Origin of the sequence: Edaphobacter aggregans DSM 19364 (assembly GCF_000745965.1) — a bacterium.
GTDB classification, from domain to species: Bacteria; Acidobacteriota; Terriglobia; order Terriglobales; family Acidobacteriaceae; genus Edaphobacter; species Edaphobacter aggregans.
Genome location: NZ_JQKI01000013.1, coordinates 38,102 through 57,489 on the forward strand (window position 1 = coordinate 38,102; position 19,388 = coordinate 57,489).

The 19,388-nt window shown below is 63.1% G+C and carries 16 protein-coding genes and 1 tRNA gene; 6 read left to right on the forward strand and 11 right to left on the reverse strand.

The window, feature by feature from the left end:
- Positions 1-18 precede the first annotated feature (18 nt).
- From Q363_RS05970 to Q363_RS05985, 4 genes are all read right to left on the reverse strand, one after another.
- A complete protein-coding gene (locus Q363_RS05970; protein ID WP_035348640.1) occupies positions 19-1,689 on the reverse strand; it encodes an ArnT family glycosyltransferase in 1,671 nt (556 codons plus the stop codon).
- Positions 1,670-2,614 carry a PfkB family carbohydrate kinase gene (locus Q363_RS05975; protein ID WP_035348800.1) on the reverse strand — a complete coding sequence of 315 codons (945 nt, stop codon included), beginning with the start codon at positions 2,612-2,614 and terminating at the stop codon, positions 1,670-1,672. Before Q363_RS05975 ends, Q363_RS05970 begins: the two co-directional genes overlap by 20 nt.
- A gap of 95 nt (positions 2,615-2,709) precedes the next feature.
- Complete coding sequence (gene mtnP / locus Q363_RS05980) at positions 2,710-3,570, reverse strand: S-methyl-5'-thioadenosine phosphorylase (protein ID WP_035348642.1); 861 nt, start codon at positions 3,568-3,570, stop codon at positions 2,710-2,712.
- A gap of 37 nt (positions 3,571-3,607) precedes the next feature.
- Entirely contained in the window at positions 3,608-5,164 is a 1,557-nt protein-coding gene (locus tag Q363_RS05985) for a hypothetical protein (protein WP_211256125.1), read from the reverse strand.
- Between the two features lie 72 nt (positions 5,165-5,236).
- Here Q363_RS05985 and ygfZ point away from each other — a divergent pair, with 72 nt between their 5' ends.
- The 4 genes from ygfZ to ribF are packed head-to-tail and all read left to right on the forward strand — an operon-like array spanning position 5,237 to position 8,714.
- Positions 5,237-6,307: a CAF17-like 4Fe-4S cluster assembly/insertion protein YgfZ gene (gene ygfZ, locus Q363_RS05990; protein WP_035348644.1), complete on the forward strand. Its 1,071-nt coding sequence runs from the start codon at positions 5,237-5,239 to the stop codon at positions 6,305-6,307.
- 2 nt (positions 6,308-6,309) lie between these two features.
- Positions 6,310-6,915 (forward strand): DUF1844 domain-containing protein, encoded by a 606-nt coding sequence (locus Q363_RS35765; protein WP_051978441.1) that lies wholly within the window; start codon positions 6,310-6,312, stop codon positions 6,913-6,915.
- 3 nt (positions 6,916-6,918) lie between these two features.
- Positions 6,919-7,722 (forward strand): MBL fold metallo-hydrolase, encoded by an 804-nt coding sequence (locus Q363_RS06000; protein ID WP_035348645.1) that lies wholly within the window; start codon positions 6,919-6,921, stop codon positions 7,720-7,722.
- Complete coding sequence (gene ribF / locus Q363_RS06005; RefSeq protein WP_035348647.1) at positions 7,722-8,714, forward strand: riboflavin biosynthesis protein RibF; 993 nt, start codon at positions 7,722-7,724, stop codon at positions 8,712-8,714. Before Q363_RS06000 ends, ribF begins: the two co-directional genes overlap by 1 nt.
- Here ribF and Q363_RS06010 read toward each other — a convergent pair.
- The 3 genes from Q363_RS06010 to Q363_RS06020 form a co-directional block, all read right to left on the reverse strand.
- The gene (locus Q363_RS06010) at positions 8,641-11,082 is read right to left on the reverse strand and encodes a penicillin-binding protein 1A (RefSeq protein WP_084080072.1); all 2,442 of its coding nucleotides are present in this window, start codon (positions 11,080-11,082) and stop codon (positions 8,641-8,643) included. The two genes, ribF and Q363_RS06010, sit on opposite strands and share 74 nt — an antisense overlap.
- A gap of 93 nt (positions 11,083-11,175) precedes the next feature.
- Positions 11,176-12,417 carry a S41 family peptidase gene (locus Q363_RS06015; RefSeq protein ID WP_035348649.1) on the reverse strand — a complete coding sequence of 414 codons (1,242 nt, stop codon included), beginning with the start codon at positions 12,415-12,417 and terminating at the stop codon, positions 11,176-11,178.
- A 117-nt stretch (positions 12,418-12,534) separates the two neighbouring features.
- Positions 12,535-12,611 (reverse strand) — tRNA-Met (locus tag Q363_RS06020).
- Between the two features lie 75 nt (positions 12,612-12,686).
- Between Q363_RS06020 and kdsB the strand changes: the two genes are divergently transcribed.
- Complete coding sequence (gene kdsB / locus Q363_RS06025) at positions 12,687-13,436, forward strand: 3-deoxy-manno-octulosonate cytidylyltransferase (RefSeq protein WP_051978442.1); 750 nt, start codon at positions 12,687-12,689, stop codon at positions 13,434-13,436.
- Positions 13,437-13,527: 91 nt separating this feature from the next.
- Here kdsB and Q363_RS06030 read toward each other — a convergent pair whose 3' ends face one another.
- The 4 genes from Q363_RS06030 to Q363_RS06045 form a co-directional block, all read right to left on the reverse strand.
- The gene (locus Q363_RS06030) at positions 13,528-14,184 is read right to left on the reverse strand and encodes an HAD-IA family hydrolase (RefSeq protein WP_342667394.1); all 657 of its coding nucleotides are present in this window, start codon (positions 14,182-14,184) and stop codon (positions 13,528-13,530) included.
- Between the two features lie 5 nt (positions 14,185-14,189).
- Positions 14,190-15,647: a phosphoglucomutase/phosphomannomutase family protein gene (locus tag Q363_RS06035; RefSeq protein ID WP_051978443.1), complete on the reverse strand. Its 1,458-nt coding sequence runs from the start codon at positions 15,645-15,647 to the stop codon at positions 14,190-14,192.
- A 190-nt stretch (positions 15,648-15,837) separates the two neighbouring features.
- Positions 15,838-17,007, reverse strand: coding sequence for a mannose-1-phosphate guanylyltransferase (locus Q363_RS06040; RefSeq protein WP_035348652.1), 1,170 nt, complete (start codon positions 17,005-17,007; stop codon positions 15,838-15,840).
- A gap of 62 nt (positions 17,008-17,069) precedes the next feature.
- Complete coding sequence (locus tag Q363_RS06045) at positions 17,070-18,266, reverse strand: pyridoxal phosphate-dependent aminotransferase (protein ID WP_035348654.1); 1,197 nt, start codon at positions 18,264-18,266, stop codon at positions 17,070-17,072.
- A 158-nt stretch (positions 18,267-18,424) separates the two neighbouring features.
- Between Q363_RS06045 and Q363_RS06050 the strand changes: the two genes are divergently transcribed.
- A complete protein-coding gene (locus Q363_RS06050; protein ID WP_035348656.1) occupies positions 18,425-19,351 on the forward strand; it encodes an RraA family protein in 927 nt (308 codons plus the stop codon).
- Positions 19,352-19,388: the final 37 nt, after the last annotated feature.

Consider the following 19,388-nt stretch of genomic DNA (forward strand, 5'->3'; position numbering starts at 1 on the left):
ACAAACTGCAGACCAGAATCAGAATCGGTCCGACCGGTAGACACGAGCGCATGGCTGCCCTGTCGTGCAGAGGACCACCATCTCCGTAAGCCCCTCGGGATGCGCCGCCACCGCCGCTGCTACCGGGTCGCCCGCAATCGCTACCACGTAAGCCGCATGTTGCGACGGTGCGCCCAGCGCGGCCTTCCAGCTGTCGTAGTCGGTCTCACTCAGCGTCTGCCGCAGCGGAATCCCGGCCTGCTGCAACGCGCCAATATGGTCGGAGTTATACATCAGGATCGGAGCCCCGGCGGGAAACGAGCGCAGCTCGTGCGCCAGCGACGTCTCGAACGCAACACGCGTCGTCGAGTTCACCATCGCCTCCTTCAGCACCAGAGGCACGCGGTACATCATCGCGATCACGCTGATGGCAATCAGAAGCACCGCAACCGGCTGCATCAGCCGCGCGGCCAGAGGCTGCGATGCCGCCCACCTCTGCTGCAGCCACGACAGCGCGACAAAGGCGAAGATCGCAAACGCAGGCAGCAGCTCCATCCCATAGCGCGAGTTATAGTACGAATGCGGCCACACAGGCGGAATAAAGATAGGAATCGATCCGAATGCAATCGAATAGATGTAGAACGGAAACGGAATCCAGAGCAGCGTAGCCGCAAGCTCCAGGCGCCGGCGAATCGCGAGCACCAATCCCGTCACCGCAAGCGCCATCACAGCGAATCCCGTCTCCCACGCCGCTGCATCAAGTTGCGCCGTACGCAGATAAAGCGCAGCAGCACCCAGAGGGTCATGCCACCCCGGATAGTGCCGAGAGCCCGGAGGCGAGGTCTTCTTCTCAATCATCGCCGCCGAGTACGGCCCGCGCACGAAGTCCAGCGGATCGTGAAAGAAGTGCTGATTGTAGGCCAGCCATGCGATCGGTCCCGCAACCGCTAGAACCGTAAAGACCGTGAACCCCACAGCGTTGCGACGACGCGCATCCTCTGACCGCAGGATCTGCCACGCCATCACACACCAAACCGCAGCGCCAAACACCCAGCCGTCATACCGCGTAAACACCGCCGCAAGAATCAGCAGCCCAAGAGCGACGAGTCTCCGGTTGATCGTGCCGGCACGCTGCGAGCTAACCGCAGCAACGCACTCCATCGTCATAAGCGTCGCCCAAATCACAATCGCCAGGAACAGCGGCTCGGTCATCGCCGTCGTCGACAAATACAGCAGGTTCGGATTCAGCCCATAGAAGGCCGCCGCCACAAGCGCCCACGTGGGCGGCATCATCCGGCGCGCCAACCGATAGAGCCCAGCGACGCTCAACACATAGCACAACAACGAAGGCCACGCCCCCGCCAGCCCGTTCTGCCACCACTCCATCTTCTGAACGAAGGGCAGCATCAGCAGATGCGGCAGCGGCAGCCACACGCCTCCCAGCTGAATGATCCCCGGGTTCCGCGAATCGAGGATGCGGCGCGCGATGCCGAGATGAGCTACGGCGTCGCCGTACAGCAGCAGATAACCACGCGAGACACACACAATGAGCGCAACAAACGCAAAGGCCACAGCAGCCAGCGCGACCGGCATTACCTCTTCGCGCTTCGCCGGACGGACCTCGAAGCTTAGCGGAGCAAGCTCTCCCGAGACCTTGTCTCCGGGCGCGCCCGCACCACGGCCTCGCCGTCTACCCCCCCGTGTATTCAAGGTGCGAAATCTCCCGGAACAGCTTGAATCTCTGCTCGATCTCGTCTCGTGTCACCGATTGCAGACGCTCGGTTCCAAAGCGCTCCACCGCAAACGATCCCATCACGCCGCCATAGAACATCGCCGTGCGGAACGCCGCAGGCGTCAACTCCGCCTGCGAGGCAAGATACCCATAGAAGCCGCCAGCGAAGGAATCCCCCGCACCGGTCGGATCCACGACCTCAGACAGCGGCAGCGCCGGCGCGCGGAAGGGATGTAGCGCGCGGACACCGCCTGGAAACGAGCGCGCGCTGAAGAAGGCCGTCGCGCCGTACTCGCCATGCTTCACGACCAGTGTCTTCGGCCCCATTGCAAGTACCTTGTTGGCAGCCATCACCAGGTTGCGGTCGCCGGCCAGCATCCGAACCTCACCGTCGTTGATCAGCAGAACATCCAACTCGCGAAGCACCTTCGCCAGGTTTGCCGCATGATCAGCAATCCAGTAGTTCATCGTGTCGCCGCACACCATGCGGACCTTCGTCATCTGGCTGCGCACACGCGCCTGCAGCACCGGGTCGATGTTCGCCAGAAACAGGTAGTCGCTGTCCTGATACGCCTCCGGAATCTTCGGCTCGAACGTCTGAAAGACATTCAGGTCAGTGCCCAGCGTCTGCGCCTCATTCAGGTTGCTGACGTACGAGCCCGACCAGTGAAAGCTCAGCCCATCGGCACGCTCGATGCCACGCGTGTCAATCCCGCGCTTCGTGAAGACCGCCTCATGCTCGGCGGTAAAGTCCTTACCGACGACGGCGATGACGCGGACATCGGTGAAGTAGCTCGCCGCCAGCGCAAAGTGCGTCGCTGCGCCGCCCAGGCAGTGATCCACGGAACCGCTCGGGGTCTGGATGCTGTCGAACGCCACCGAACCTACGACAAGAATGGACATGAACTCCTCTTTCAAAACTCCAGTTTTTTTGAACTCAGAACCTGACGACAGAAGTAGGCGAGGTCTGCCCTGCGCCTCCGCTCCCTACTTGTAGCCTAAAAGTATTTATCGAGCAAAAGGCCCAACTTCTGCCGTGTGTGCTCAGGAATTGCCTTGCGATCGGTCATAATCGCATACTTCAAAGCATCGCCACACGTGCAGCTCTTCTCTGCCGACATCGCCGCAACCGCTGCCCGAACCACCTTCGCCGCGTTCGCCGAGTTCTGATGCATCACAGCGACGATCTGGTCGACCGTCACATCGTCGTGGCCCTCGCGCCAGCAATCATAGTCAGTCACCATCGCCATCGTCGCATAGCAGATCTCCGCCTCGCGAGCCAGCTTGGCCTCCTGCAGATTGGTCATCCCGATCACATCGGCACCCCAGCTGCGGTACAGATTCGACTCCGCGCGCGTCGAGAACTGCGGACCCTCCATGCACACATAAGTCCCGCCGCTCTTGCCCACCACCCCAACCGCATCGCACGCCTTCTGCAACGTCGCAGCCACCGCCGCGCACACCGGATTTCCGAAGGCCACATGGCCCACGATGCCATCGCCAAAGAACGTCGCGTTACGCGCAAACGTGCGGTCGATAAACTGGTCCGGCATCACGAAATCCGTCGGCTTGTGCTCTTCCTTCAGCGACCCCACCGCCGACACCGAAAGAATCCGCTCCACTCCAAGCATCTTCATCGCATAGATGTTCGCTCGGAAGTTCAGCTCGCTCGGCAGCAGACGGTGTCCGCGTCCATGACGCGCCAGAAACGCCACCCGCCGCCCCTCTAGCTCACCCAGCACCAGCGCGTCGGAAGGTTCTCCAAATGGTGTCGTCACCTTCTCTTCGCGTACATCCGTCAAGCCCGGCATCGCATACAAACCGCTCCCGCCAATGATTCCAATCTCAGCCTTCTTCAAACGTCTGTCTCCTCCACCGGCTCAGAGCCGGGCACCCTCAGTGGGAATGTCCTTCAGAAGTATATCGTTCGAGCCCGCCGGCCCTGATCATCCCAAAGGAGCGCAGCATCTCCGCCATCCCTAGCGAAGGCTCACGGCCCTGCTCTGCAATGCGCACCGGCCCCTCGGCCTGAACGCTTGCGATCGAGTCCCTCAGCTTGCGCGCCAGCGGCAGACTGAACCCTTCGCTGACGAAGACGCTTGCGCCGGAGATCGAAAGCAGCACATCGCCCTCACTCGTCGTGAAGACCTGCTCGCCTCCGGCCTCGTCCCCCTGCCTGCGCGACACCTTCGAGTACTTCCGCGGAATCTGCGCAGAGTAGATGCGCAGAAACGTCTTCGCCGAATCAGCATTCTTCCATCGCGAGTAGTAGAACAGCGCCAGCGAAGCCGTCGACTCCTTCTCCGCAGGCGTCGCCGCCTTCCTCTGCGCCGCATAGTAGATGCCGCCATTCCAGTCCGGCGCCAGGCCCTGCGCGATCTCGCGGCCGCCAAACAACTCCGTCAGGATACGCACATCCAGCTCCCCCATCACCCCCAGGTCATAGGGCTCATACTCAGCGTCGATCAGCGGATGAATATCCGGCAGCCGCAGCACCGGCACAGGCACGTGCGCCATGTACGACTCCGGATGCAGAATCTCAAAGCTCGACGACGGCGGGTTCGCCAGCACCCCGGCAAACGCCGCCTCCTTGCCTGACTTGGTCAAAATCGCCTGCTCGAAGCCCAGCCCATCGCTGTAAGGAAACAGCAGCGACTCCTGCAGCAGCAGCGGAGCCCGCGCCAGCACAGGCGATCCGCTTACATCGCCCACCGTATCCTTCAGCCGCTCCGCCAGCCCCGGCGGAGCATCGGCCAGCGTCTTGCCGGTCGGCCGTAGAGTGTAGTCGATGAAGACCGCCATCGCCTGCCCCTCGGCCACAGCCTCGCGCGCCGTATCCGCCTCGTCCACCTGTAGATGCCGGTTGTCATCCTGCACATTGCGCGACGTGTCGTTCAGTCCTACCTCGGACCACTTCGTCAGCCCCACCTTCTGATCCTGCAACGCGTGCGTCAGCTCGTGCGCCAGCACAGGCTTCTGCTCGTCCGGCGCGATCCAGTCCAGCAGGTTCACCGTCTTCGTCTTGTTGTCGTAAAAGCCCGCGATCTGCTCCGTCAGCAGCGACAGCAGAAACGGTCGTAGATGAAAGTCCCGATCCAGCAGGCCGAACTTCTTCAGCACCAGCTCCGACCGCTCCATCCGCTTGGCGCTCTCGTCCTCATCAAACTTCTGCCTCAGATACTTCGTCACCTCATCGCGCGAGATCAGCTTCCGCTTCACGCTGTGCACAATCGGCAGCTTCGTGTCCGCGCTGATGAAGCTCAATATCTCGTCGACCGAGCGAAACAGCTCCTTCGCCTGCTCCTTGGTCATCGGAGCCTGCGGCTTGTCCTTGTCCTTCGCCTGCGGTGCCGTCTGCGCACCTGCTGCCGAGCAGCTTGCCAGCAGAATCAACCCCGCGGCCCACACCCTCGCCGCCCGCCCGAACCTTCCGTCATCCATCCGTCGCAGCAACCTTGCCTCTCATTCCACCGCTATAATCAAGTGTACGCAGAGTTTCATCGCGCCGTCGCGCGAGTGACGCCTATGACATCAGTCCCTACCTCCAACACGCCGCCCGCAGCCCACCCTGGCGTCGACGCCTCCAGCTCCAATCCGCAACTCGCAGTACTCCTCGAAGGCGCAGGCATCGCTTCGCTCGAGCAGACCGGCTGGATCCGCGTCACCGGCGAGGACCGCGTCCGCTGGCTCAACGGCATGGCCACCAACTCCGTTCAGGACCTCGCCCCCGGCGCCGGTGCCTACAACTTCTTCCTCAACGCGCAGGGCCGTATCCAGGCCGACGGCACCATCCTTGCTACGCCCGAAGCTCTGCTCATCGAGACCGCCCGCCGCCAGGTCCCCTCGCTCATCCCCTACCTCGATCACTACATCATCATGGACGACGTCGAGCTGACCGACGTCACCGAGTCCCGCCACGGCCTCACCCTCATCGGCCCCAAAGCCTCTGCTCTGCTCCGTCAACTCAACCTCGCCACAGACGACGTCAAAGAGCTTCAGACCCGCACCCTCCCGTGGCAGTCCACAACGGTCACCCTCATCCACGCCTACAGCCCGCTCGTTCCCCGCTACGAGCTCTGGACCGACTCCCCCGCCGAGGCCGCCTCACTCCTCGAAGCCCTCCGCACCGCAGAAGCATCCTTCTGTGATCCCGCCTCGCTCGAGCAGCTCCGCCTCCTCGAAGGAACGCCGCTCTACGGCGCCGACATCCGCGACCGCGACCTCCCCCAGGAGACAAACCAGACCCGCGCCCTGCACTTCGCCAAGGGCTGCTACCTCGGCCAGGAGATCGTCGAGCGCATCCGCTCGCGCGGCAGCGTCCACCGCACCTTCACGGCCTTCCGGCTCGAAGGCGCACTCCCCGCACCTGGCACGCCGCTCGAATCCGCAGGCAAGCAGGTCGGTGAGCTCACCAGCGTTGCCTCCATCCCGCTCGCCGACACCACGCTCCAGTTCGCCCTCGGCTACCTACGCCGCGAGGTGCTCGACCGCCACGACCCGCTCCAGTACTCCGGCGGCATCGCTGTCCCGGCACCATCACCCTCCGCCGAAGCCCAGGCTGCAACCTCCGCATCTGATTCCTCTGAGAGACCCTGATCATGCCCGAACAGAACAAGCCCTTCGTCATCACCGATCGCCGCAAGTTCACCCTCGACGGCGAGCCCCGCCCTGACGCCGCCCCCTCCTCCGAGCGCGACGAGCACCAGACCACGGCAGCACAGCCCGCGGCCCCCGTCGAGCCTCCCCCGCCAGCACCCGAGCCCGAGACCGCACACGAGGAGAACCTCCCTCCGGCGCCGACAGCCGAGCAGGCCGAACAGGCCAACAACGCCTACCAGGCGACCTCCGACCGCCTCGACACCGCCATCCGTGCGTCGAACCCCGGTGCAGACCATCCGCCGGCCATGAACTTCGAGACTCTCATCCAGTCCGTCTACATGAGCACTCTCATGCAGCTCGGCGGAGCAGCGCAGGAGGGACAGCCGCCGCAGGTCGACATCCTGGGCGCACGCCAGAGCATCGACATGCTCGGCATCCTCGCCGAAAAGACCAAAGGCAACCTCACCCCCTCGGAGCAGCGCCTTCTCGACAGCGCACTGTTCGAGCTGCGCATGGCCTTCCTCGAGATCACCCAGGCACTCGCACGCTCCGCAGCCGCCAAATCTCCCAACCCCACCCCAGGCAAGCCGAGCATCGTCCGCTGATCGATGGAGGCGACTCTCACCTTCCTCGGCACAGGCACATCGATGGGAGTGCCCACGCTCGGCTGCAACTGCGCCGTCTGCGCCTCAGCCGTCTCACCTGAAGGCGACCCGCGCAACCGCCGAACGCGCACCTCGCTGCGCCTCACCTACAACAACCGCATCGTCCTCGTCGACACCGGCCAGGACTTCCACGCCCAGGCCGTCCGCGAGAATATCCGCCACATTGATGCCGTTCTCTACACCCACGGGCACGCCGACCACGTCCTCGGCTTCGACGACCTGCGCCCCATCACATTCCAGCTCCCCGGCGGCCTTCCCATCTACGCCGACGCCGAGACCATCGCCACGCTCCATCGCATCTTCGACTACACCTTCCGCACCGACAACCGCTACCCCACCAGCGCCCGCGTGCAGATTCACCCCATCGATGAGTCCACCCCCGGAGCCGGCTTCGATCTCTTCGGCGCCTGCTTCCAGCGCATCCCCGTCATTCACGGCGGGCAGCGCATCACCGGCTACCGCTTCGGCTCAGCCGCCTACCTCACTGACATGAGCGACATCCCTCCCGAAAGCATCCCTCTGCTCCAGGACCTCGACATCCTCATCCTCGACGCTCTGCGCCGTCAGCCCCACCCCAGCCACTCCCATCTCGAGCGCTCGCTCGACTACGTCGAGAAGCTCAAGCCAAAGCGCGCCTTCTTCACCCACATCAGCCACGACCTCGACCACGCCGCAACCGAGGCCGAGCTGCCTCCCCACGTCCGGCTCGCCTACGACGGCCTCCAGCTCACCTTCGAGATCGCCTGATGCAGATCTACCGCTCCCTCTCCGAACTCCCTACCCCCTTCGGCCCCACCGTAGCCACCATCGGCAACTTCGACGGCGTGCATCGCGGCCACCAACTCGTCATCGGAAAGGTCATCCGTCGCGCGCGCGAACTCAACGCCCGCTCTCTCGCCATCACCTTCGATCCCCACCCCGTCCGCCTGCTCCGTCCAGACGCCAGCCTTCCCCTGATCACACCGCTCCCCGAAAAGCTCGAGCTCCTCGCCGCCACCGGCATCGATGCCACACTCGTCCTCCCCTTCACACCCGAGCTCTCCCACACCACCGCGCGCGACTTCGCCACCCGCATCCTTCGCGACAAGCTAGGCGTCATCGAGTTGCACGAGGGCGAAAACTTCCGCTTCGGCTATCAGGCCGAAGGCGGCATCGACACTCTCACAACCCTCGGCCACGAGCTCGGCTTCCACGTCTCCGCCTATGCTCCATGCGTCATCCGCGGGGCAGCCGTCTCCTCCAGTCGCATCCGCCAGCTAATCTCAGACGGCGACGTCCGCCACGCCCGCGCGCTCCTCGGCCGCCCCTTCGCCATCCTCAGCAGTCCAGCGCCGGGCCGCGGATACGGAACCCGCTACACCGTCCCCACTATCAACCTCGCGCCTTACACAGAGGTCGTCCCGGCCATCGGCGTCTACATCACCACACTCACCATCGCCGGCGAGACCTTCGAAGCCGTCACCAACGTCGGCAACCGCCCCACCTTCGGCGCCGACTCCTTCACCATCGAATCCCACCTGCTCAACTTCCACTCCATCGAGCTCACCCAAAGCACCCCCCTCACTCTCGCCTTCCTTCAGAGGCTGCGCAACGAGATTCGCTGGCCATCGCCCGATGCGCTCCGCGAGCAGATCGGCCGCGACGTCAGTCGCGCCCAACGCTACTTCACTCTGTGCCGCTTGCTGACCTCGCCACCGCAGGCTTCGAGCTCCCTCCGCCCGGCGCCTTCGCCCCGGTAGGCGTCCCGGCCGGAGCAGCGGGCTTCGGCGAATCGCCCGCACTCTTCGGCGCCGCCGGCTCGTCCTCATCCGAATCCTTAGGCTCACTCGCCTTCGGCGGTGCTCCCGTCGCAATCGACTTCACCGGAACATCCAGCACCTTCTTCGGCGCGCCCGCCACCGGAAACTGCTCGTTCGGCTTGTTCGCAATCGCCGCACGCATAAAATCCATCCAGATCGGCAGCGCCGCACGCGCTCCCGTCTCCTTCTCCCCCAGCGACTGCCGATTGTCGTACCCCATCCACGTCCCGCACGTCACCGACGGAGAAAACCCGATGAACCACGCATCCGTGTAGTCGTTCGTCGTGCCCGTCTTGCCTCCCAGCGGATGCTTCAGCTCCGAAGCTCTCGCCCCGGTCCCCATCCGCACCACCGACTGCAGCAGCTCCATCATCGTCCGCGCCGTGTCCACCGAGATCACCTCGTGAACATCCGTCGGCTTCTCATCCAGCGGAAGCCCATCCGCCTTCGTCACCTTGCGGATGTAGTGCGGCTCAATCCGTATTCCATCATTCGGAAACACGCTGTAGGCACCCACCTGCTCGTACAGCGTGATGTCCGCCGAGCCGATCGCCACCGGAAGAAACGCTGGAATATTGCTCGTGACGCCAAACCGGTGCGCCGTCTCGATCACCTTGCGAATCCCCACGCGTGCGGCCAGCTTCAACGCCGGAATATTCCGCGAGTCCGCAAACGCATACGTCAGTGTCATCGCGCCATGATAGTTGCCCTCATAGTTGCGCGGCGTATACGGCCCGCTCGGCGTCGGAAACGTCGTCGGCCCGTCCACGATGATGTCCGTCGGCTTCGCGCCCGCCTCCACCGCCGTCGTGTACACATACGGCTTAAACGACGACCCCACCTGGCGCTGCGCCTGCGTCGCGCGGTTGAACTGAGACAGCGCGAAGTCGCGCCCACCCACCATCGCCACCACCTCGCCGCTCGCGTTATCCACCGCCATCAGCGAGGCCTGCGCTCCCGTGTCCTGCTCGAGCAACGCCTTCCACGCTCCATCTTCCGCCGGCCCCGCAATCTTCACGTACACCAGGTCGCCCGTCTTCAGAAAACTGTCCGCATCCACATTCTCGGTCCACATCCAGTCCTCCGGCGTAAGCACCGCCTGCCTCGACCCCAGCTTTACCACGACGCGCTTCGGGGCAACCTCCGTCACCACTCCGTGAACATACGTGTCCTTCGCGATCGGCTGCGTCCAATCCGGATACTTGTAGGTCTCAACATCCAGCCCCTCCAGAACGATGTTCTCCGGGCTCCCCTTCCACCCGTGTCTCCGTTCATACGCCGCCGCGCCGTCCAGCACCGCCTTGTTCGCCACCGTCTGCAGATCCAGGTCGAGCGTCGTATACACTCTCAACCCCGCGCCATGCACCTCTTCAACGCCATACTCCTTCTCCAGCTGCCGCCGCACCTCCTCCACAAAGTACGGAGCCGTGCTGTTCGGGGCAGGCTCGATATGCAGCCCCAGCGGAGCCGCCTTCGCCGCCTCCGCCTGCTCGCGCGTAATCTTCCTGTCGTCCAGCATCTCGTTCAGCACCAGGTTGCGGCGCTTCAACGCGCGCTCCGGGAATCGTACTGGCGAGTAGTACTCCGGCCCCTTCGGCAGCGCGGCAAGCAGCGCCGCCTCCGGCAGCGTCAGGTCGCGAACACGCTTGTTGAAGTAATACTCCGAACCCGCCTCGAACCCGTACGTCCCCCGGCCAAGATAGATCTGGTTTGCATACAGCTCGAAGATCTGGCTCTTCGTGAACCGCCTCTCGATCTGCATCGAGAGAATGACCTCCTGAAACTTGCGCCCAAACGTCTTCTCGTTCGAGAGAAACAGATTCCGCGCCAGCTGCATCGTCAGCGTCGACGATCCCTGCGTTCGTCTCTGATCATGCAGGTCCCGATACGCCGCGCCGACCGCGCGCACCAGGTTCACCCCCCAGTTGCTCTCAAAGCTCTTGTCCTCGATCGACAGAATCGCCTGCTTCAGCACCGGAGGAAAATCCGAGTACGGCACCACCACCCTGCGCTCCAGCGCGAACGACCCGAACGGCCGGCCATGCACGTCCAGAAGCTCCGTCGTCGTATTCGGACGATACCGCGTCAGGTCGTCCATCTGCGGCAGATCGATCGAGTAGACCAGCATCAGCCCGCACATCGACCCGAACACCGCGGACAATCCCAGCAGAATGTAGAAGGTTACGCGACGCGCGATGCGGCGGCTTCGATACTCCGGCCCCTCGACCACCCGTCGGGCGATCCGCTGCCACCGCGGCTCGGTCTCAACTGGGGTCGCCTCTTCTTCGCGTTTGAATAGGCTCTGCACAACGCCTCACCCCAACATTATCGGTCAGCAGGCAGAGCTTTTCTCGCCGCAATCGCACACTTGAATCAACGCATGTAACTTTGAAGCAGACCGTCAGGCGGCCTTGCTCTTCAGCAGATCCAGGGCCTTGTTCAACTGTTCGTCGATCGAAACACCCGGCTTCTTCGCCGCGGGCTGCGATTCCGTTGCCGGAATGCTGTCTTCGTTGCCGTCGCCGCCCGGTCCGCCGTCGTCGATGTTCGAGGCAACCAGCACACCCGGCGTCACGCCCTCGTCCTCAAGCTTCTTGCCCGAGGGCGACTCATACTTCGCCACCGACAGAATCAGCGCCGCGCCATCCGGCAGCTCGAATGTCTTCTGCTGCGAACCCTCGCCAAACGTCTTCTCGCCCACCAGGTCCGCGCGCTTGTTGTCCAACAGCGCCGCGGCAACAATCTCCCCCGGGCCAGCCGTTCCCCGGTTCACCAGTACCACCACCGGCGAGGTCGTATTGATCGCCTTCGAAGGGTCTGCCGTAAACGTCTGCTTGGCAACCTTCTGCCCCTCAAGCGTCGCAATCGTGCCCGACTTCAGCAGGAAGTTCGCCAGCCGCATCGCCTCAGGAATATCGCCAGCAGCCACATCGCGCAGGTCCAGCAGAATCTTCCTGTTGCCCGACTTCTGCATCGCCTTCAGCTTGCTCTCCACCTGCTGCACATGGTCATGGTCCAGAACCACAGGCTTCAGATACAGAATCGACGAGTTCTCATACATCGTCTCGCTCACCGGTGGCAGCGACATCACCGCACGCGTCATCGTAATCTTGTCCGGCGCCGCCTTCCGCGGACGAACCACCGAGATCGTCAACTCACTCCCCGGCGCACCCTCCAGCATCATCCGGATCATCGCCAGCGAGATATCCCGCGTATCCCGGCCGCTGATCGCCTCAATGATGTCGCCATCATTCAGGTTCGCCTTGTCCGCCGGGCTTCCCGGAACCACCGAGACCACCGTCGCGTAGCCATACCGCTTCGAGACGTTCAGCCCCACCTGCGCCTTGCCGCCCTTGTCCGCCTTGAACGCCTTGTAGTCCTCCGGCGTCAGGTAGCTCGAGTCCGCGTCCAGCGACTCCAGCAGCCCTCGCAGCGCTCCGTTCGTCACCGCCGGGATGTTCGGCTCCTCCACATAGTCCGTCTGGATATGCCGCAGCACCTCGCTGTACACGTTGATCTGCCGGTAGGCGCCATCCTGCGGCTCACTCGCCGCGCTCACGCCGCTCGAGTTCACGCCCAGAAATACGGTCAGCACCAGCACGACGGAGGCGGCAAGCAAAAGGATCTTCGAAATCTTCGGCATAGGTGAAAGAACTCTCCCAAGCAGCGTGAGACGCCCCACAGGCGTTAGACGAAACTCACTGTCAAAATGATACTCTCGTACGGAGACTCCGCGATACCGGCAGGAACAACAACATTTTGGTGGCGGTGGACAGAATCGAACTGTCGACCTACGGGTTATGAGTCCGTCGCTCTAACCATCTGAGCTACACCGCCGATGTGTGTGTGACCGTGCCCTTTTGAAATCATCGCGGATCGAGGAGAATCGCCGCGGCACAGCCAGATACCATCATACTTGATTCCAACCATAGCGGAAAGATCGGCGTCCTCGGTGTCATCCCCGCGCGCCTCGCCTCCACGCGGCTCCCCCGCAAGATCCTCCGCACCATCGCTGGCCGCCCCATGCTCGCCTGGGTCTACGACGCCGCCCGCGCCTGCCCCCAGCTCGACCACCTCATCGTCGCCACCGACTCCGACGAGATCGCCGCCCTCTGCCGCGAGAACAACTGGCCCTGCATCCTCACCTCACCCGACCTCCCCAGCGGCACCGACCGCGTCCACGCCGTCTCCAAGCTCATCGACGCCGAGATCTACGTCAACATCCAGGGCGACGAGCCGCTCCTAAAGCCCGAGCACCTCACCGCCCTCCTCCGCCCCTTCGCCACCCCCCACGTCGAGGTCTCCACCCTCAAGGTTCCCTGCACCCCCGCCAACATCGACAATCCCAACGCAGTCAAAGTCGTCACCGCCGCCGACGGCCGCGCCCTCTACTTCTCCCGCGCCACCATCCCCTACAACCGCGACGGCGCCCCCACCGAGTACTGGAAGCACATCGGCCTCTACGCGTACCGCAAGTCCGCCCTCCAGCGTTTCCCCACCCTCCCCCACAGCACTCTCGAGCACACTGAGCGCCTCGAACAGCTCCGCTTCCTAGAAAACAACATCACCGTCTACGTCGAACCCACCAACCACGACACCATCGGCGTCGACACCGAAGAAGACCTCAAACTGGTCGAATCCATCCTTCTTCAACGCCAGTAGGCGTCGCTCGCCGCTACATGCTCGTCATTCTGAGCGCAGCGAAGAACCCCCGCATTTTGCTTGTGGTGCCAAAAAAGTGGCGCCTTCCAGCTCACCTCACCGCCGTAAATCGCAGCTCCAACCCGTCACCCTTCACCATCACTACCTGCCCCTCCAGCGAATCCACCACCCAATCCGCCTCCCGCAACTCCTCGAGCGTATGCGTCCCCAGCACCCCCAGCACCCGCGAACCCGCAGCCTTCCCCGCCCCCACCCCCGAAGGCGCATCCTCCACCACAATGCACTCATCAGGCCGCAATCCCAGCAGCTCCGCGCCACGACGGTACGGCTCAGGATGAGGCTTGCCCCGCTCTACCATATCCGCGCTGATCAGCCTCTCCGGAAGCGGCAACCCCGCCACCTTCAGCCGCTCCACCGTCAGCCGATGCGTCGCCGAGGTCACAATCGCCCACATATCCGCCGGCAGGCTCTCCAGCAGCCTCTTCACCCCTGGCAGAACCTTCAGGTCCGCCGTGTCCTCAACCTCGATGTCCTCAATCACCCGCAGCCCAGCCTGCGCATCGATCTCCGGCCGCAGGCTCTTCACGATCTCAATCGCCCGCATCCCATGCGGAATCTCGTAGTTCTCCGCATCCGGCACGCCGTACATCTTCGCCCACTTCCTCCAGGACCGCCGCACCGAGCCGATCGAGCTGATCAGCACCCCGTCCATATCGAACAGCAGACCCTTCGTCTCCACCACAATCACTTCGCTCAACCCGCCGTTCCCTTCAGCACAAACTCCTGCGCCGCCTTCAGCACCTTCTCCACCGACTCCTTCGAGCAGCTCTCGCAATAAACCCGCAGCAGAGGTTCAGTCCCCGAGGCCCGCAGTAGAAGCCACGTCTCCGCCGCATTCTCCTTGCCCGCGGACGCCGGATTCTCCAGAAAGAACTTGATCCCGTCCAGCGTCTCCACCCGAAGCACCTTCATCCCCGCCAACTTCTTATCGCCCGCCCCATCTTTCATAGCGCCAGCGCGCGTAATCGCCGACTGCTTCAACTCCTCGTTGATGTGCATATCCACGCGCCCATACTCATGCACGCCAAACTCCGCCTGCAGCGCGGCCACCAGCTCGCCCAGCGTCTTCTTCTCATCGGCCATCACATTTGCCAGCAGAAGCGAGTTCAGCAACCCATCCCTCTCCGGCAGATGCCGGCTGATCCCAACGCCGCCCGACTCCTCGCCGCCAATCAGGATCTCCTTCTCCAGCATCAGGTCCACCACGTACTTGAACCCGATCCCGTGCTCGTTCAGCCTGCGGCCATACTTCGCCGCAATCCGGTCGATCATCTTCGTCGTGTTGAACGCGCGCGTCACCTCGCCCGGCCACCTCTTCCGCTCCAGCACCCACCACGCCAGAATCGAAAAAATTCGATGTGCGTCCACCACATTGCCGTGCTCATCCACAGCGCCGATGCGGTCCGCATCACCGTCCGTAATCAACCCCGCATCGCACCTCTCTGCGACCACAGCCTCCTGCGTCGCCTTGATGTGCGGAAGAATCGGCTCCGGATTGATCCCCAGAAACGTCGGGTTCACCTCACTGCGAATCTCCACGCACGGCACGCCCGCCCGCGCAAGGATCCCCGAGATCACCCCGCGCCCCGCGCCATACATATCGTCCACCAGAAATCTGTACCCGCTCGCCTTGATCGCCTTCAGATCGACGAACCGCTCGAGCGCCGCCACATACTCCGGCAGAAAATCAACCTCGCAAATCGCCGCCGCCTTCTCCGCGGCCGGAACCGGCTTCAGCAGATAGCTCTCAATCGACGCCATGATCGACGGCTTGCCCGAGCCCCCATAGCTCGCCTTGTACTTCACGCCGTTCCACTCCGCCGGATTGTGGCTCGACGTAATCATCACGCCCCCCGCGGCCTTCCGCTCCCTCACCGCATACGAAAGCGCCGGAGTCGGCGTAATCCCGCTCGCTATCTGCACAGGAATCCCCGCGCCCGCCAGCACCTCGGCCACCAACTTCGCAAACGACCGCGACCCAAACCGCGTATCCCACCCGATGCAGACGCCCGCCTTCGCGTCCTCGTGCGCCAGCACATAGTTCGCAATCGCCGCCGCCGCTACCCGCACATTTGCATAGGTAAAGTCATCGGCGATCACGCCGCGCCACCCATCCGTCCCAAACTTCACCACCGTCTTCGTCTCAGCCATAGAAATCTTCACGTTATTCCGTTGCTGCTGCCCTTGCCTTTGTTGCTGCCCTTGCCTTTGTTGCTGCCCTTGCCTTTGTTGTCGCCGTTGCTGTTGCCCTTGCCTCTGAGGTAGGCCTGGGCTTTAGCCCAGGCACAAAATCTCCCCCCATAAGGGGCTTTAGCCCCTGAGGTATGTCTTCCTCTCTCCACTACACCAGATCTTCCCGGCCCGCCTGCTTCAACTCCGCCACAACCTTGCCCACATCCTGCGACCGCTCCCTCGTCGTAATCAGCAGCGCATCCTCCGTCTCCACCACCACCAGGTCACTCACGCCAACCAGCGCCACCGCCTTACCCGGAGCGAACACATAGTTCCCATGCGCATCGATATCCACGCACGGCTGGTCCGTCTTATCGAAGACATTCTTCTTCGCCAGGTCCTCCGGCCCGCAGTGCGCAACATGCTCATGCAGCGCCGACCAGCAACCAAGATCATTCCAGCAGAAGTCTCCTGGCAGGCAGTAGATCTCCGAGGCCTCCTCGCCCTTCGCCGACCGCGGCTCCAGCACCGCAAAGTCGATCGAGATGTTCTCGCACTGCGGATACAACTCCGCAAACACCTGCTCGAACTCTGCCGTCCCGTAAGCCGCCGCAATCTTCTCCATCAACACGGCCATCGCAGGCGAGTGCTCCCGGATCGCGCACGCCAGCGTCCTCGCGCTCCACAGAAACATCCCGCTGTTCCACGCATAGTTGCCCGAAGAGACAAACGCCTCCGCCAGCGCCTTGTGCGGCTTCTCCGTGAACCGCTTCACCCTCCGCACCTCGATGCCACCCGTCAGCCCCGAAGCCTCTTCCACCGCCGCTCCGCGCTCGATGTACCCATACCCGGTCTCGGCCTTCACCGCCGGCACGCCGAGCACCACAATCCTCTCGCCGCTCGCCGCCAGCTTCACACCGGCCCGCACCACCTCCGCGAACCGCTTCCTGTCCTCCACCACGTGGTCCGAAGGAAAGATCCCGATCACCGCGCCCGGGTCCTCCTTCTCCATCAGGAACGCCGCCAGCGCGCACGCCGGAGCCGTATTCCTCGCCGCCGGCTCGCTCAGAATATGCTCCTCGAGCACCTCCGGAAGCTGATGCACGATCTCGTCCCGCAGCAGATCGTTCGTAATCACCCAGATGTTTGCCGAATCCGCCACCGGCAGCAGACGATCCACCGTCTGCTGAATCATCGTGCGCTCGCCATCCAGCGCCAGCACCTGCTTCGCCCGCGCCTTCCGGCTTCGTGGCCAGAACCGCGTTCCGCTACCGCCTGCAAGAATCACCGGAGCAAATCGCGGCTCCGCGCCTAACGCCTCACGTCCAGCCTTGCTCATGCCTCTCCATTCCAAAGGAAAGCCGCATCGGCACCCCGATGCGGCTCTCTCCTTTGATCACTCTAGCCAAGCTTTCGAAGGTACTCCCGCATCCGCCTAACGCCCTCATCCACCACGTCATGCGATACAGCATACGACAACCGTATGTGCTCCGCCGTCCCAAACGCCTCGCCCGGAACCACCACCACATGCGCCTCGCTCAGCAGCTTCGCCGCAAGGTCCGTCGCCGACGTCACCCCGCCCTTGCCGATAAAGTTCTTCACGTTCGGATACACATAGAACGCACCCTCCGGCACCGTGCACGTCAGCCCCGGAATCGTCTTGAAGCCCTCAAGAATCCGGTCGCGCAGCTTGATGTAGTCCGCCCTCATCTCCGCCACGCACTCCTGCGATCCGCTCACCGCCGCAATCGAAGCCCGCTGCACCATGCTCGCCGTGTTCGACGTCGACTGCGACTGCAGCTTGCTCATCGCCGCAATAATCGCCTTCGGCCCCAGAGCATACCCCGCGCGCCAGCCCGTCATCGCGTACGTCTTCGACAGCGAGCCCAGCACCACAACATGCTCCTTGCAGTCCAGAAAGCTTCCGCCGCTCACAATGTTGCCCGTGAAGTTCAGATACACATAGCACTCATCCAGCAGCACAAAGATGTCGCGCTTGTGCCCCAGCCGGACGATCGCCTCCAGGTCCTTCGGCGAGACCACCGCGCCCGAAGGGTTCGACGGCGTGTTCAGAATGATCGCCTTCGTCTTCGGCGTAATCGCGTCTTCGATCATCTTCGCCGTCACGCGGAAGTTCTCCGCCTCGCTCGTCTGCAGGATCACCGGCGTGCCGCCCGCATACTGAATGATGTCCTTGAACGACACCCAGTACGGCGCCGGCAGAATCACCTCATCGCCGTGGTCCACCAGCACCTGAATCGCGTTGAACAGCGCCAGTTTGCCGCCCGTCGTAAACACGCACTCCTCCGGCGTGTACTGCGAGCCAAAGTCCGCCGAGTGGCGATCCACAATCGCCTTGCGAATCTCCGGCGTTCCCGCGACGTTCGTGTACCGTGTGAAGTTCTTCTCGATGGCCTCAATCGCCGCGTCCTTAATGTGCCGCGGAGTGTTGAAGTGCGGCTCGCCTGCGCCAAAGTCCGCCAGGTTCACACCCTCAGACTTCAGCTTCAAAGCCGCCGCCGTAATCGCCATCGTCGCCGAAACTTCAATGCGGCCGATCCGGTCCGCAAAAACCTTGGTAGCAGTCGCTGTGCTCATACCTCTAGTGTGTCAGATTTGTCCACCAAGCGAAAGCAGGCCTTATTTCTCAGGAAATAGCTCACTGGCCGTCTACCAGCCATCGGCGTCAACAAGCCATAAACATCCCCGAACTACCTCACGATGATGTAATAGCCTTCCATAGTTCAGGAGACCTCATGAAGCGAATCCTTCCAGTCGCCACACTCCTCTGCACGCTCGCCACACCATTCGCCCACGCTCAGGTCAAAACAACCCGCGACCAGATCCTCTTCTACACCTCCGACTGGCACGGCGAGCGCTTCCCCGACGGCCGCCCCAAGCTCCCCGACTCCCTCCTCACCCGCGCCCTCTCGGTCTCCATCGAAGACCTCTGGGACTTCCTCCGCGAGCATAAGTACAACAACCAGTTCGAGGGAAACTGGCAGGCCCTCCACCCCGACCAGCCCTTCGCCGGACGCGCCCTCACCGCCCAGTACATGCCCTCGCGCCCTGACATGGACCGCGCCATCACCGCCGAAGGCAAAACCGAGCACCGCCAGAGCTTCAACAACAGCTGGCCCATCAACGACCTCCAGCAGGGCGATGTATACGTCGCCGACGGCAACGGCAAGATCTTCGAAGGCACCCTCATCGGCTCCAACCTCGGCTCAGGAATCGCCGCCCACACCCACTCCGGCTTCGTCTTCGACGCCGGCATCCGCGACGCCGAAGAGAACCGCGAGGTCCCCAACCTCAACGGCCTCTACCGCGGCTACGACCCCTCCTACCTCATCGGAATGACCCTCACTGCCATCAACGCCCCCATCCGCATCGGCCACGCCACCGTCCTCCCCGGCGACCTCGTCCTCGCCAAGCACGACGGAGTCGTCTTCATCCCCGCCATCCTCGCCGAAGCAGCCATCGCCTCCGCCGAGTTCACCAAACTCCAGGACGCCTTCAACTTCGAGCTCAACCGCTCCGGCCAGAACAAGGGCGAGTTCGAAGGCGGCTGGACCCCCGCCAAGTACGACGCCTTCACCAGATGGATCGACGCCCACCCCGACAAACTAAAAATGCCCCGCAGCGAGTTCGAGGCCCTGCTCAAACAGCACCGCTACGAGTAGCCGGGCCATCCCGGCACCTTCACTAGGAAGGCGTCAT

Coding starts and splice junctions, on each gene's coding strand:
- Q363_RS05975 (WP_035348800.1), bottom strand. CDS start 2,614: ATGTCCATTCTTGTCGTAGGTTCGGTGGCGTTCGACAGCATCCAGACC.
- ygfZ (WP_035348644.1), top strand. CDS start 5,237: ATGACATCAGTCCCTACCTCCAACACGCCGCCCGCAGCCCACCCTGGC.
- Q363_RS35765 (WP_051978441.1), top strand. CDS start 6,310: ATGCCCGAACAGAACAAGCCCTTCGTCATCACCGATCGCCGCAAGTTC.
- Q363_RS06000 (WP_035348645.1), top strand. CDS start 6,919: ATGGAGGCGACTCTCACCTTCCTCGGCACAGGCACATCGATGGGAGTG.
- ribF (WP_035348647.1), top strand. CDS start 7,722: ATGCAGATCTACCGCTCCCTCTCCGAACTCCCTACCCCCTTCGGCCCC.
- Q363_RS06015 (WP_035348649.1), bottom strand. CDS start 12,417: ATGCCGAAGATTTCGAAGATCCTTTTGCTTGCCGCCTCCGTCGTGCTG.
- Q363_RS06035 (WP_051978443.1), bottom strand. CDS start 15,647: ATGGCTGAGACGAAGACGGTGGTGAAGTTTGGGACGGATGGGTGGCGC.
- Q363_RS06040 (WP_035348652.1), bottom strand. CDS start 17,007: ATGAGCAAGGCTGGACGTGAGGCGTTAGGCGCGGAGCCGCGATTTGCT.
- Q363_RS06045 (WP_035348654.1), bottom strand. CDS start 18,266: ATGAGCACAGCGACTGCTACCAAGGTTTTTGCGGACCGGATCGGCCGC.
- Q363_RS06050 (WP_035348656.1), top strand. CDS start 18,425: ATGAAGCGAATCCTTCCAGTCGCCACACTCCTCTGCACGCTCGCCACA.